Source organism: Carnobacterium sp. (assembly GCF_032094055.1).
In the GTDB taxonomy this organism is placed as follows: Bacteria; Bacillota; Bacilli; order Lactobacillales; family Carnobacteriaceae; genus Carnobacterium_A.
The window spans coordinates 1-12,540 of record NZ_DAMDAK010000008.1 but is presented as its reverse complement, the minus strand read 5'-3'; the positions used below and the strand labels follow the sequence as shown (position 1 = coordinate 12,540).

Sequence of the window (12,540 nt, the reverse complement as noted above, 5' to 3'; positions counted from 1 at the left end):
TTAAAACAAACCGATCAAATGAATCGTATTTAAATCAGAACTGATATTTCGGAAGGAGGAGTTACGGATGCCTCGTAAAGGTCCTGTTACTAAACGTGATGTATTACCTGATCCAATATATAATTCTAAATTAGCTACTCGTTTAATCAACCGTTTGATGGTTGATGGAAAACGTGGAAAGGCTGCTACTATTCTTTACAGTTCACTTGATATTGTTAAAGAACAAACTGGCAACGATCCTATGGAAGTGTTTGAACAAGCGATGAAAAACATCATGCCTGTTCTAGAAGTTAAAGCTCGTCGTGTTGGGGGTTCTAACTACCAAGTTCCAGTTGAAGTTCGTCCAGAACGTCGTACAGCTCTTGCGCTTCGTTGGTTAGTAAACTATTCACGTCTACGTGGAGAAGATACTATGGAACAACGTCTTGCTAAAGAAATTATGGATGCTGCAAACAATACTGGAGCAGCAGTTAAAAAACGTGAAGATACACATAAAATGGCTGAAGCCAACAAAGCTTTCGCTCATTACCGCTGGTAAGATTTTCTCAAGAAGGCTGGGTTCCTTATTTGGAAGCCATGCCTTTATTGGAAAAATGTGTATTTAATGCAAAGAAAATCTAAGTAAGAGAGGTGTTATTACAAGATGGCAAAAAGAGAATTTTCTCTAGAAAAAACCCGTAATATTGGAATCATGGCCCATATCGATGCTGGTAAAACAACAACGACTGAGCGTGTTCTTTATTATACTGGCCGTATCCATAAAATTGGCGAAACCCATGAGGGAGCCGCTCAAATGGACTGGATGGAACAAGAACAAGAACGTGGTATTACAATCACTTCTGCTGCAACTACTGCTGCTTGGGCCGACCATCGCGTTAACATCATCGATACACCTGGTCACGTGGACTTCACTGTTGAAGTTGAACGTTCTCTTCGTGTATTAGATGGTGCAGTTGCTTTACTTGATGCTCAATCAGGTGTTGAACCTCAAACTGAAACGGTTTGGCGTCAAGCAACAACTTATGGTGTACCTCGTATTGTCTTTGTAAACAAAATGGATAAAACCGGTGCAGATTTCTTATATTCTGTCGGAACCATTCATGACCGTTTACAAGCTAATGCACACCCGATCCAATTACCGATTGGTGCTGAAGACAACTTTACAGGTATCATCGACTTAGTTAAAATGAAAGCTGAAATTTACGAAGATGATTTAGGTATGAACATTCGTGAAGAAGAAATTCCAGCAGAGTATCAAGAACTTGCTGAAGAATGGCGCACAAAATTAGTTGAAGCTGTTGCGGAAACTGATGAAGATTTGATGGAGAGATACCTTGAAGGTGAAGAGATTTCTCAAGACGAATTGAAAAAAGCTATTCGGACTGCAACGGTTAATGTTGATTTTTATCCAGTTCTTTGTGGTTCAGCATTTAAAAACAAAGGTGTTCAATTAATGCTTGATGCAGTTATTGACTACCTTCCATCACCGCTTGATGTTAAAGCTATCGAAGGTACACTTATGGACACTGATGAAGTTGTTTTACGTCATGCAGATGACAGCGAACCTTTCTCAGCATTAGCATTTAAAGTAATGACAGATCCATTTGTTGGACGTTTAACGTTCTTCCGTGTTTACTCAGGTACTTTACAAGCTGGTTCTTATGTTCAAAACTCATCTAAAGGAAAACGTGAACGTGTAGGTCGTATCTTACAAATGCATGCGAACTCTCGTAGCGAAATTCCTGAAGTATTTGCTGGAGATATTGCAGCAGCAGTTGGTTTGAAAAACACAACAACTGGTGATACTTTATGTGATGAAAAAGAACAAGTTATCTTAGAATCAATGGAGTTCCCTGAACCAGTTATCCAAGTAGCGATTGAACCTAAATCAAAAGCTGACCAAGATAAAATGGGTGTTGCTTTACAAAAACTTGCTGAAGAAGATCCAACTTTCCGTGCTGAAACTGACCATGAAACTGGCGAAACAATTATTGCTGGTATGGGAGAATTGCACTTAGACATCATTGTTGACCGTATGAAACGTGAATTCAATGTTGACGCAACTGTTGGTGCTCCACAAGTTTCTTACCGTGAAACATTCCGCGGTTCTACTCAAGCAGAAGGTAAATTCGTTCGTCAATCAGGTGGTAAAGGTCAATACGGTCACGTATGGATCGAATTTGCTCCTAATGAAGAAGGAAAAGGCTTCGAGTTTGAAGATGCAATCGTTGGTGGGGTTGTTCCTCGTGAATACATCCCAGCAGTAAAAGCTGGATTAGAAGCTTCGTTAGACAATGGGGTTCTTGCTGGCTATCCATTAGTGGATATCAAAGCAAAACTTTATGATGGTTCATACCATGATGTCGATTCAAATGAAACAGCCTTTAAAGTAGCTGCTTCAATGGCACTTAAAAATGCTGCTAAAAAAGCAAACCCAGTAATTCTAGAACCAATGATGGCTGTTGAAATTACAATTCCTGAAGATTACTTAGGAGATGTAATGGGACATATTTCTGCTCGTCGCGGACGCATCGAAGGTTCTGAAGTACGTGGAAACACAACAATCGTTAAAGGAACAATTCCTTTGGCTGAAATGTTTGGTTATGCTACTGCTTTACGTTCTTCAACTCAAGGACGTGGTACATTCTCAATGACATTTGATCATTATGAAGATGTTCCGAAATCTATTTCTGAAGAAATCATCAAGAAAAATGGTGGAGAAGCATAGGCTTAATGTAATGGTTAGGTGTTGCTTTTCACAACAATAATAGGTATACTTTTTACAAATGATGGGCAAAGACTGACGTTTTTCCCATCTAAATAATAAAACCCAATTCGAGGAGGAAATTACTAAAATGGCAAAAGAAAAATATGATCGCTCAAAACCACATGTTAATATTGGTACTATCGGACACGTTGACCATGGTAAAACAACTTTAACAGCTGCTATTACTACTGTATTAGCTAAAAAAGGATTTGTAAGTACTGCTAAAGACTACGCTTCTATCGATGGAGCTCCAGAAGAACGCGAACGTGGAATCACAATCTCAACTTCTCACGTTGAATACGAAACTGAAAACCGTCACTACGCACACGTAGACTGCCCAGGCCATGCTGACTATGTTAAAAACATGATCACTGGTGCTGCACAAATGGACGGAGCTATCTTAGTAGTATCTGCTGCTGATGGCCCAATGCCTCAAACACGTGAACACATTCTATTGTCTCGCCAAGTTGGTGTTCCATACATCGTTGTTTTCTTAAACAAAGTTGACATGGTTGATGACGAAGAATTACTAGAATTAGTTGAAATGGAAGTTCGTGACTTATTAACAGAATACGAATTCCCAGGAGACGACACTCCGGTTGTTGCTGGTTCTGCTCTTAAAGCTCTTGAAGGCGAAGCAGAATACGAAGACAAAATCATGGACTTGATGGAAGCTGTAGACACTTACATTCCAACTCCAGAACGTGATACTGAAAAACCATTCATGATGCCAGTTGAGGATGTATTCTCAATCACTGGACGTGGAACAGTTGCTACAGGACGTGTAGAAGCTGGACAAATCAAAGTCGGTGAAGAAGTTGAAATCATCGGAATCCACGAAGCAACAACTAAATCAACTGTAACTGGTGTTGAAATGTTCCGTAAATTGTTAGACTTTGCTCAAGCAGGGGACAACATTGGTGCTTTATTACGTGGGGTTGCTCGTGAAGACATCCAACGTGGTCAAGTATTAGCTAAACCAGGTTCAATCACTCCACATACTAAATTTACAGGCGAAGTTTATATCTTATCAAAAGAAGAAGGCGGACGTCACACTCCATTCTTCGCAAACTACCGCCCACAATTCTACTTCCGTACAACTGACGTAACTGGTGTTGTTGAGTTACCAGAAGGTACTGAAATGGTTATGCCAGGAGACAACGTTACAATCAACGTTGAATTGATCGCACCTATCGCTATCGACCCAGGTACTAAATTCACTATTCGTGAAGGTGGACGTACTGTTGGAGCTGGCCTTGTAGCTTCAATCGAAGCTTAATAACAGCTACCAAAAAGGTTTAAAAGACTCTATCAGAGATAGAGCGTGTTCAGACGAAAAAACCCCCGCATCGTTATCGGTGCGGGGGTTTTTATTTTTTTAAAAATAAACAAAGATAGTTTTGACTTTCTAACTGACTTTTTATCTATTAGAATAGGCGAAGATGGGCAAGTCTAGAGGGATTCTGATATGGTTTGTTCAAAAGCAGGCTTTTTAGTCGATTTATTATATTTTTTATACATATTGAAAAGATTTCCTGTTTTTTCAAAAATTCCCTCATTATAACAGATAAAACCGAGATACCGCAAAAAAGCTGCATTAAGATAAGAATTTAGCAAGCAGCAATTTGAAAACTTATTTAAAAATTAAAAGAAAAAACTTTGTTTTTCTAGCTTTATTAATCGTGTTATACTGAAAAGCAATTAGAGAGTAAGGAGTGGATAAGATGAGTAAGACAGTAGAACTTGATTGGGAAAACTTAGGGTTTAGTTACATTAAAACTGATTACCGTTATCTATCCTATTGGAAAAATGGGAAATGGGATGATGGAACCTTAACAGAAGACAATAAGGTACATATTAGCGAAGGTTCAACTGCTTTACATTATGGACAAACCGTTTTTGAAGGAATGAAAGCTTATCGTACAAAAGATGGTGATATCAATTTATTCCGACCGGATCAGAATGCTGAAAGAATGCAACGCAGCTGCAGTCGCTTGTTGATGCCGACTATTCCGACATCTGTTTTTATCGATGCGGTTAAACAAGTTGTTAAAGCGAATGAGGCTTATATTCCGCCATATGGCACTGGCGGTTCCCTTTATCTTAGACCTTACATGATCGGCATAGGCGATAATATTGGCGTTAAACCAGCTTCCGAATATTTATTTTCTATTTTTTGTATTCCTGTAGGCGCCTATTTCAAAGGTGGTCTGATTCCGACTAACTTTTTGATTTCCGACTACGACCGTGCAGCTGGTAATGGAACAGGTGCTGCAAAAGTAGGCGGAAACTACGGCGGAAGTTTGCTGCCTGGCAGTGAAGCACATAAGAAAAATTTTAGTGACGCCATTTATCTTGATCCGATTACCCATACAAAAATCGAAGAAGTCGGTTCAGCAAACTTTTTTGGTATCACGAAAGATAACAAGTTTATCACTCCTTATTCTCCTTCCATTTTGCCAAGTATCACAAAATATTCTTTGTTGTATCTAGCGAAAGAACGTTTAGGACTGGAAGTGGAAGAAAGTGATGTCTATGTTGACGAATTAGATCAATTTGCAGAAGCCGGCGCTTGCGGGACAGCAGCGGTTATTTCTCCAATTGGCGGCATCCAATATAAAGAAGATTTCCATGTTTTCTATAGTGAAACAGAAGTAGGCCCGATCACTAAAAAACTATATACTGAATTAACCGGTATTCAGTATGGCGAAATTCCAGCACCTGAAGGATGGATCGTCAAAGTTTAAGTTGAATTTCAACTGGCTGAAGACCCAGTTGTTTTTAAAAAATAAAAAGCAAAAAAATCAGGACATTAAAGTGGACAAATAAAGAGCAATCCGTTACGATAAGAGGCGTTGAGCATTTCTTGTCGTAACTTTTTTATGGAGTTAAAAGTCAGTTTCTACTATATTAATACTGGATAAATAAACTGCTTAAAAAAGAGCTGCAAAAAAAGAAAAATTAAAATAAAATAAAGCTTGAAAAAAAAAGAGGTATCTTGTATAATTGAACAGGTGCTGATTTCAGAGAAGAAATCGTACTAGGGTTTCAAAAGAAACCAACGGCTATGAAACGAGAGGTTGCGACACACCCGGCCGCTTTGCCACGGCGAGTGTATCGGAAAATTTTCGTGGAGCAATGTCTAATTTCTAAGACTAGGCGAAGGAGGGAAAATGATGGCAAAACAAAAAATTCGTATCCGTTTAAAAGCGTATGAACATCGCATTTTAGATCAATCAGCGGAGAAAATTGTAGAAACTGCTAAAAGAACTGGTGCTAGCGTGTCTGGTCCAATTCCATTACCAACAGAAAGAAATCTTTTTACTGTGATTCGTGCGACTCACAAATATAAAGATTCTCGTGAGCAATTCGAAATGCTTACACACAAACGTGTAATTGATATCATCAATCCAACACCAAAAACTGTTGATGCTTTAACAAAACTTGATCTACCATCAGGCGTAGATATCGAGATCAAACTTTAATACAAACTAAAAAAATGGAGGTGTACTCATGACCAAAGGAATCTTAGGCAAAAAAGTAGGTATGACACAAATCTTTACAGAATCTGGAGAATTAATTCCTGTAACTGTAATCGAAGCAACACCAAACGTTGTTTTGCAAGTTAAAACAATGGAAAATGACGGTTACGAAGCCGTTCAATTGGGTTACCAAGACAAACGCGATATTTTATCAAACAAACCTGCAAAAGGTCATGTAGCAAAAGCAAATGCTACTCCTAAGCGCTTCATACGTGAATTTGACGATGTTGAGCTGGGAGAATACGAAGTAGGGAAAGAAATTACTGTTGATACTTTCGCAGCTGGGGACTTCGTTAATGTAACGGGGACTTCAAAAGGTAAAGGATTCCAAGGTGTTATCAAACGTCACGGACATAGCCGTGGACCAATGGCACATGGATCTCGTCACCACCGTCGTCCTGGTTCATTGGGTGACGCTAACGCAGCTCGTGTATTTAAACAAACTTTACTACCTGGTCGTACTGGCGGAGAACGCATTACAATCAAGAACCTTGAAATTGTACGCGTAGATGCAGAGAAAAACGTTATTCTTATTAAAGGAAACGTACCAGGAGCTAAAAAATCCTTAATCCAAATTAAATCTGCTTTCCAAAAAGCAGCTAAATAATTAACTAAGAGAGGAGGAACAAGGAATGCCAAAATTAGCATTATACAAACAAGACGGTACTCAAAATGGCGAAGTTACTTTAAACGACTCTATTTTCGGTATCGAACCAAACGAAAACGTTGTGTTTGATGCGATCATCATGCAACGTGCTTCATTAAGACAAGGAACTCATGCAGTTAAAAGCCGCGGCCAAGTCAGCGGTGGCGGACGTAAACCATGGCGCCAAAAAGGAACAGGTCGTGCTCGTGCAGGATCAACTCGTTCTCCAATCTGGCGTGGCGGTGGAACAGTCTTCGGACCGACTCCACGTTCATATAGCTACAAGCTTCCTAAAAAAGTTCGTCGCTTAGCTATTAAATCTGTTCTTTCTACTAAAGTGATTGACCAAGATTTAATCGTTGTTGACGCATTGAACTTTGACGCACCAAAAACTAAAGAGTTTGCACAAGTGTTGAAAAATCTAAACGTTGATACAAAAGTATTAGTAGTTGTAGAAGACGGAAATGATTTTACAATGTTATCAGCACGTAACCTTCCAGGAGTTACAGTAGTAACTACTGACAACGTTACTGTACTAGACGTTGTTTCTCATAACAAACTGATTTTGACACAAACTGCTCTTACTAAGGTAGAGGAGGTTCTTCAATAATGGATGTACGTGACGTAATCAAGCGCCCGGTTATCACAGAAGCTTCAATGCTTGCTCAAGATGACAAAAAATTCACTTTTGAAGTGGATGTTCGCGCTAATAAAACGCTAGTAAAACACGCGGTTGAAGAAATTTTTGACGTTAAAGTTAAAAATGTAAACATCATGAACGTACGTGGGAAATTAAAACGTATGGGTAAATATGCTGGATACACAAAAAAACGTCGTAAAGCAATCGTGACATTAACAGATGATTCTAAAGAAATTCAATTTTTTGAAGCGTAATTAAGACTTCAAAATACTATTCGGGAGGGAAAACACGTGGCGATTAAAAAGTATAAACCTACCACAAACGGTCGTCGTAATATGACTGGTTCAGATTTCGCTGAAATCACTTCAACAACGCCTGAGAAGACTTTGTTAGAGCCGATTAAAAGAAATGCTGGTCGTAACAACGATGGAAAAATTACTGTCCGTCACCGCGGTGGTGGCCATAAACGCAATTACCGTGTGATCGACTTTAAACGTAATAAAGACGGTGTCGTAGGAATTGTTAAAACAGTTGAATACGATCCAAATCGTTCTGCAAATATTGCGTTAGTACAATATGCAGATGGAGTTAAAACGTATATCATAGCACCAAAAGGAATCGAAGTTGGACAACATGTTCTTTCTGGAGCAGATGCAGATATCAAAACTGGTAATGCATTGCCATTAGAAAACATTCCAGTAGGTACAGTTATCCATAACATCGAATTGAAACCTGGTAAAGGCGGACAATTAGTACGTTCTGCTGGAACTAACGCACAAGTGTTAGGAAAAGAAGGAAAATACGTATTGGTACGTTTAAACTCAGGAGAAGTTCGCATGATCTTAGGAACATGTCGTGCTACTGTTGGTTCTGTTGATTAACATTGGTAAAGCTGGTCGTTCTCGTTGGTTAGGCAAACGCTCAACTGTACGTGGATCAGTAATGAACCCGAACGATCACCCACACGGTGGTGGTGAAGGTAAAGCTCCAATCGGACATGCAAGTCCAATGACTCCTTGGGGTAAACCAGCTCTTGGTTTGAAAACTCGTAATACAAAAGCTAAATCAGACAAATTTATTGTTCGTAGACGTAAGAAAAAATAACTCTAAGTTAATTGGCATGCGCCAGTTAACTTATCAGTGGGAGGAGGTTCAAACATGGGTCGTAGTCTAAAAAAAGGACCTTTTGTAGATGGACACTTGATGAAGAAAATGAACGAATTAGCTAAAAGCGAAAAGAAATCTGTTGTTAAAACGTGGTCACGCCGCTCAACAATTTTTCCAAGCTTTGTAGGATACACAATTGCTGTCTATGATGGACGCAAACATGTTCCAGTTTACATTCAAGAAGACATGGTAGGTCATAAATTAGGTGAATTTGCACCAACAAGAACATACCGTGGCCATGCTGCGGATGATAAAAGAACTAGACGTTAATATCGAGGGGAGGATTACTCATGCAAGAACAAATTACAACAGCTAAAGCAACAGCAAAAACTGTTCGTATTGCACCTCGTAAAGTTCGTTTAGTTGTCGATCTTATTAGAGGAAAAAGCGTTGGAGAAGCTATTTCAATTTTGAAATTCACTCCACGTGGAGCATCACCAGCAGTTGAAAAAGTGCTAATGTCAGCTATAGCTAATGCAGAACATAACTACGATTTAGACGTAGAAAACTTGGTAGTCAGCGAAGCTTATGTTAACGAAGGGGCAACAATGAAACGTTTCCGCCCACGTGCAAAAGGTTCAGCAGCACCAATTATGAAACGCACAAGCCACATTACAGTCGTGGTATCAGAGAAGAAGGAGGGATAATCTGTGGGTCAAAAAATTAATCCAACGGGCTTACGTGTAGGCATCATCCGTGATTGGGATGCTAAATGGTATGCAGAAAAAGAATTTGCTAACTATTTACATGAAGATCTACGTATCCGTGAATACATTGCTAAAAAACTTAGCGACGCTTCAATTTCTCAAATTGAAATCGAACGTGCTGCTAATCGTGTAAATGTGTCACTTCATACAGCTAAACCGGGTATGGTTATCGGTAAAGGCGGTTCTGAAGTTGATTCATTACGTAAAAAATTAAATGAATTAACAGGAAAACGCGTCCACATCAACATCGTGGAAATCAAAAAACCTGACTTAGACGCAAAATTAGTCGGCGAAGGAATTGCTCGTCAATTAGAAAGCCGTGTAGCTTTCCGTCGTGCTCAAAAACAAGCCATCCAACGCACAATGCGTGCTGGCGCTAAAGGAATCAAAACAATGGTTTCTGGTCGTTTGAACGGAGCAGATATCGCTCGTAGCGAAACTCACTCTGAAGGATCAGTTCCATTACACACATTGCGTGCCGATATCGACTACGCATGGGAAGAAGCAGATACTACTTATGGTAAATTAGGTGTTAAAGTCTGGATCTACCGTGGAGAAGTTCTTCCAACAAAAAAGAACGCTGAGAAAGGAGGGAAATAATCATGTTAGTACCTAAACGCGTAAAATTCCGTCGTGAATTTAGAGGTAAAATGCGTGGTGAAGCTAAAGGTGGGAAAGAAGTATCTTTTGGAGAATGGGGCTTACAAGCTGTTGACTCTCAATGGATCACTAACCGCCAAATTGAAGCAGCACGTATTGCAATGACACGTTATATGAAACGTGGTGGGAAAGTATGGATTAAAATTTTCCCTCATAAATCATATACGTCTAAAGCAATCGGAGTACGTATGGGTTCTGGTAAAGGAGCTCCAGAAGGTTGGGTAGCACCAGTTAAACGTGGAAAAATCATGTTTGAAGTTGGCGGCGTATCCGAAGAAGTAGCTCGTGAAGCATTACGTTTAGCTTCTCACAAATTACCCGTTAAAACGAAGATTGTAAAACGTACAGAAATTGGTGGTGAATCGAATGAAGGCTAATGAACTTAAAGAGTTAACCACTGCTGAAATGGTTGAAAAAGAAAAAGAATACAAGAGTGAACTATTCAATCTGCGATTCCAATTAGCAACAGGTCAATTAGAAAATACTTCTCGTTTAAGTGAAGTTCGTAAATCGATTGCACGCATTAAAACTGCGTTACGTCAAGCTGAGTTAAAAAAATAGTTGACTGGCAAAGGAGGTTACCAAGCAATGAATGAAGAACGTAATCAACGTAAAGTTTACCAAGGCCGTGTTGTTTCAGATAAAATGGATAAGACGATCGTTGTCGTAACAGAAACTCAAAAAAGACACAGTAAATATGGTAAACGTGTAAAATATTCTAAAAAATATAAAGCACATGATGAAAACAACGTAGCCAAAATTGGCGATATCGTAAAAATTATGGAAACTCGTCCATTATCTGCTACTAAACATTTCCGTTTAATGGAAGTTGTAGAAGAATCAGTTATTATCTAATTGACTCGAGAAAATAAAGTCAATTTCTAAATCCGAAAGGAGGATACTATAGTGATCCAATCAGAAAGTCGTTTAAAAGTTGCAGATAACTCAGGAGCACGTGAAGTGTTAACGATCAAAGTACTTGGTGGCTCTGGCCGTAAGACTGCTAACATTGGTGACGTAATCGTTTGTAGCGTGAAAAATGCTACACCAGGCGGCGTTGTCAAAAAAGGTGAAGTAGTTAAAGCTGTTATTGTTCGTACTAAAACTGGCGCTCGTCGTGCAGATGGTTCATACATCAAATTCGATGAAAATGCTTGTGTGATTATTCGTGACGATAAAAGTCCACGTGGAACACGTATCTTTGGACCTGTTGCACGTGAATTACGTGAAAACAACTTCATGAAAATCATCTCATTAGCACCAGAAGTACTATAATATCCAACCATCCACTCTAAGGAGGTGCAAGAAAACATGTACATTAAATCAGGCGATAAAGTAAAAGTTATTACTGGTAAAGACAAAGGAAAAGAAGGCGTCATTTTAAAAGCTTTCCCTAAAAAAGACCAAGTAATCGTTGAAGGAATCAACATGGTGAAAAAACACCAAAAACCTAGTTCAGTAAATCCGCAAGGAGGCATTATTGAAATGGAAGCTCCAGTTCACGTTTCTAACGTAATGCTAATTGACGCTTCTACTGGTGAACCAACTCGTGTTGGCTACAAAGTAGAAGAAGGTAAAAAAGTACGTATTTCTAAAAAAACTGGTGAAGTTTTAGATAAATAAAAGATAAGGAAGGAGGGACAACCCGAATGAACCGCCTTAAAGAAAAATATTTGAACGAAATCACACCATCAATGATGGAAAAATTTGATTACACATCTGTAATGCAAACACCAAAAGTTGATAAAATCATCATCAACATGGGTGTCGGCGATGCTGTATCAAACGCTAAAAACTTAGATAAAGCTGTAGATGAATTAACAGCGATCTCTGGACAAAAACCAATGATCACAAAAGCTAAAAAATCAATTGCTGCTTTCCGTTTACGTGAAGGTATGCCAATTGGAACAAAAGTTACTTTACGTGGAGACAGAATGTACGATTTCTTAGATAAATTAGTATCTGTTTCACTTCCTCGTGTACGTGACTTCCATGGCGTAAGCACAAAAGCTTTCGACGGACGTGGAAACTACACTCTAGGAATTAAGGAACAATTGATTTTCTTGGAAGTTGACTACGATAAAGTAGACAAAGTACGAGGAATGGATATTGTAATCGTAACAACTGCTCAAACAGATGAAGAAGCGCGCGAACTTTTAACACAACTTGGAATGCCATTCCAAAAATAAGAATAGGAGGCGAACTACGTGGCTAAAAAATCACAAATTGCTAAAAACAAACGCCCTGCTAAATTCTCAACACAAGCATACACTCGTTGTGAACGTTGTGGACGTCCACATTCAGTTTACCGCAAATTTAAACTTTGCCGTATTTGTTTCCGTGAACTTGCATATGTGGGACAAATTCCTGGCGTGAAAAAAGCCAGCTGGTAATCCCCTAATTTGGGAAGG

Annotated in this window: 18 protein-coding genes and 1 pseudogene; all 19 read left to right on the top strand. The window is 39.1% G+C overall.

The annotated features are described in order from the left end of the window. Nucleotides 1-67 precede the first annotated feature (67 nt). The 19 genes and pseudogenes from rpsG to RT405_RS02230 all read left to right on the top strand — a co-directional run bounded on the left by rpsG (nucleotide 68) and on the right by RT405_RS02230 (nucleotide 12,522). On the top strand, nucleotides 68-538 hold the full coding sequence (gene rpsG / locus RT405_RS02320; protein ID WP_035031087.1) for a 30S ribosomal protein S7: 471 nt from the start codon (nucleotides 68-70) through the stop codon (nucleotides 536-538). 105 nt (nucleotides 539-643) lie between these two features. Beyond that, nucleotides 644-2,728, top strand: coding sequence for an elongation factor G (gene fusA / locus RT405_RS02315; RefSeq protein ID WP_313467221.1), 2,085 nt, complete (start codon nucleotides 644-646; stop codon nucleotides 2,726-2,728). A gap of 127 nt (nucleotides 2,729-2,855) precedes the next feature. Further along, on the top strand, nucleotides 2,856-4,046 hold the full coding sequence (tuf, locus tag RT405_RS02310) for an elongation factor Tu (RefSeq protein WP_313467219.1): 1,191 nt from the start codon (nucleotides 2,856-2,858) through the stop codon (nucleotides 4,044-4,046). Between the two features lie 445 nt (nucleotides 4,047-4,491). Next, nucleotides 4,492-5,514 carry a branched-chain amino acid aminotransferase gene (locus tag RT405_RS02305; RefSeq protein WP_313467217.1) on the top strand — a complete coding sequence of 341 codons (1,023 nt, stop codon included), beginning with the start codon at nucleotides 4,492-4,494 and terminating at the stop codon, nucleotides 5,512-5,514. A 429-nt stretch (nucleotides 5,515-5,943) separates the two neighbouring features. Then, on the top strand, nucleotides 5,944-6,252 hold the full coding sequence (rpsJ, locus tag RT405_RS02300) for a 30S ribosomal protein S10 (RefSeq protein WP_313467215.1): 309 nt from the start codon (nucleotides 5,944-5,946) through the stop codon (nucleotides 6,250-6,252). Between the two features lie 28 nt (nucleotides 6,253-6,280). Beyond that, on the top strand, nucleotides 6,281-6,916 hold the full coding sequence (gene rplC, locus RT405_RS02295; protein WP_035031097.1) for a 50S ribosomal protein L3: 636 nt from the start codon (nucleotides 6,281-6,283) through the stop codon (nucleotides 6,914-6,916). A 25-nt stretch (nucleotides 6,917-6,941) separates the two neighbouring features. Beyond that, nucleotides 6,942-7,565, top strand: coding sequence for a 50S ribosomal protein L4 (rplD, locus tag RT405_RS02290; RefSeq protein ID WP_035031100.1), 624 nt, complete (start codon nucleotides 6,942-6,944; stop codon nucleotides 7,563-7,565). Then, entirely contained in the window at nucleotides 7,565-7,849 is a 285-nt protein-coding gene (rplW, locus tag RT405_RS02285; protein ID WP_313467211.1) for a 50S ribosomal protein L23, read from the top strand. The genes rplD and rplW overlap by 1 nt, the downstream gene beginning before the upstream one ends. A 36-nt stretch (nucleotides 7,850-7,885) precedes the next feature. Continuing rightward, a pseudogene (gene rplB, locus RT405_RS02280) lies at nucleotides 7,886-8,699 on the top strand (50S ribosomal protein L2). A gap of 54 nt (nucleotides 8,700-8,753) precedes the next feature. Beyond that, entirely contained in the window at nucleotides 8,754-9,032 is a 279-nt protein-coding gene (rpsS, locus tag RT405_RS02275) for a 30S ribosomal protein S19 (RefSeq protein WP_035031109.1), read from the top strand. A gap of 20 nt (nucleotides 9,033-9,052) precedes the next feature. Continuing rightward, nucleotides 9,053-9,409 (top strand): 50S ribosomal protein L22, encoded by a 357-nt coding sequence (gene rplV, locus RT405_RS02270; RefSeq protein ID WP_035031112.1) that lies wholly within the window; start codon nucleotides 9,053-9,055, stop codon nucleotides 9,407-9,409. A 3-nt stretch (nucleotides 9,410-9,412) separates the two neighbouring features. Next, nucleotides 9,413-10,069: a 30S ribosomal protein S3 gene (gene rpsC, locus RT405_RS02265; protein WP_035031115.1), complete on the top strand. Its 657-nt coding sequence runs from the start codon at nucleotides 9,413-9,415 to the stop codon at nucleotides 10,067-10,069. 2 nt (nucleotides 10,070-10,071) lie between these two features. After that, nucleotides 10,072-10,506, top strand: a complete 435-nt coding sequence (gene rplP / locus RT405_RS02260) for a 50S ribosomal protein L16 (protein WP_035031118.1) — start codon at nucleotides 10,072-10,074, stop codon at nucleotides 10,504-10,506. Continuing rightward, nucleotides 10,496-10,690, top strand: coding sequence for a 50S ribosomal protein L29 (rpmC, locus tag RT405_RS02255; RefSeq protein ID WP_035031121.1), 195 nt, complete (start codon nucleotides 10,496-10,498; stop codon nucleotides 10,688-10,690). The genes rplP and rpmC overlap by 11 nt, the downstream gene beginning before the upstream one ends. 27 nt (nucleotides 10,691-10,717) lie before the next feature. Then, nucleotides 10,718-10,984 (top strand): 30S ribosomal protein S17, encoded by a 267-nt coding sequence (gene rpsQ / locus RT405_RS02250; protein WP_313467208.1) that lies wholly within the window; start codon nucleotides 10,718-10,720, stop codon nucleotides 10,982-10,984. 51 nt (nucleotides 10,985-11,035) lie between these two features. Further along, a complete protein-coding gene (rplN, locus tag RT405_RS02245; RefSeq protein ID WP_035031127.1) occupies nucleotides 11,036-11,404 on the top strand; it encodes a 50S ribosomal protein L14 in 369 nt (122 codons plus the stop codon). Nucleotides 11,405-11,440: 36 nt separating this feature from the next. Further along, nucleotides 11,441-11,752, top strand: a complete 312-nt coding sequence (gene rplX, locus RT405_RS02240; protein WP_035031130.1) for a 50S ribosomal protein L24 — start codon at nucleotides 11,441-11,443, stop codon at nucleotides 11,750-11,752. Between the two features lie 26 nt (nucleotides 11,753-11,778). Then, nucleotides 11,779-12,318, top strand: a complete 540-nt coding sequence (gene rplE / locus RT405_RS02235) for a 50S ribosomal protein L5 (protein ID WP_035031133.1) — start codon at nucleotides 11,779-11,781, stop codon at nucleotides 12,316-12,318. A gap of 18 nt (nucleotides 12,319-12,336) precedes the next feature. After that, complete coding sequence (locus tag RT405_RS02230) at nucleotides 12,337-12,522, top strand: type Z 30S ribosomal protein S14 (protein WP_313467203.1); 186 nt, start codon at nucleotides 12,337-12,339, stop codon at nucleotides 12,520-12,522. Nucleotides 12,523-12,540: the final 18 nt, after the last annotated feature.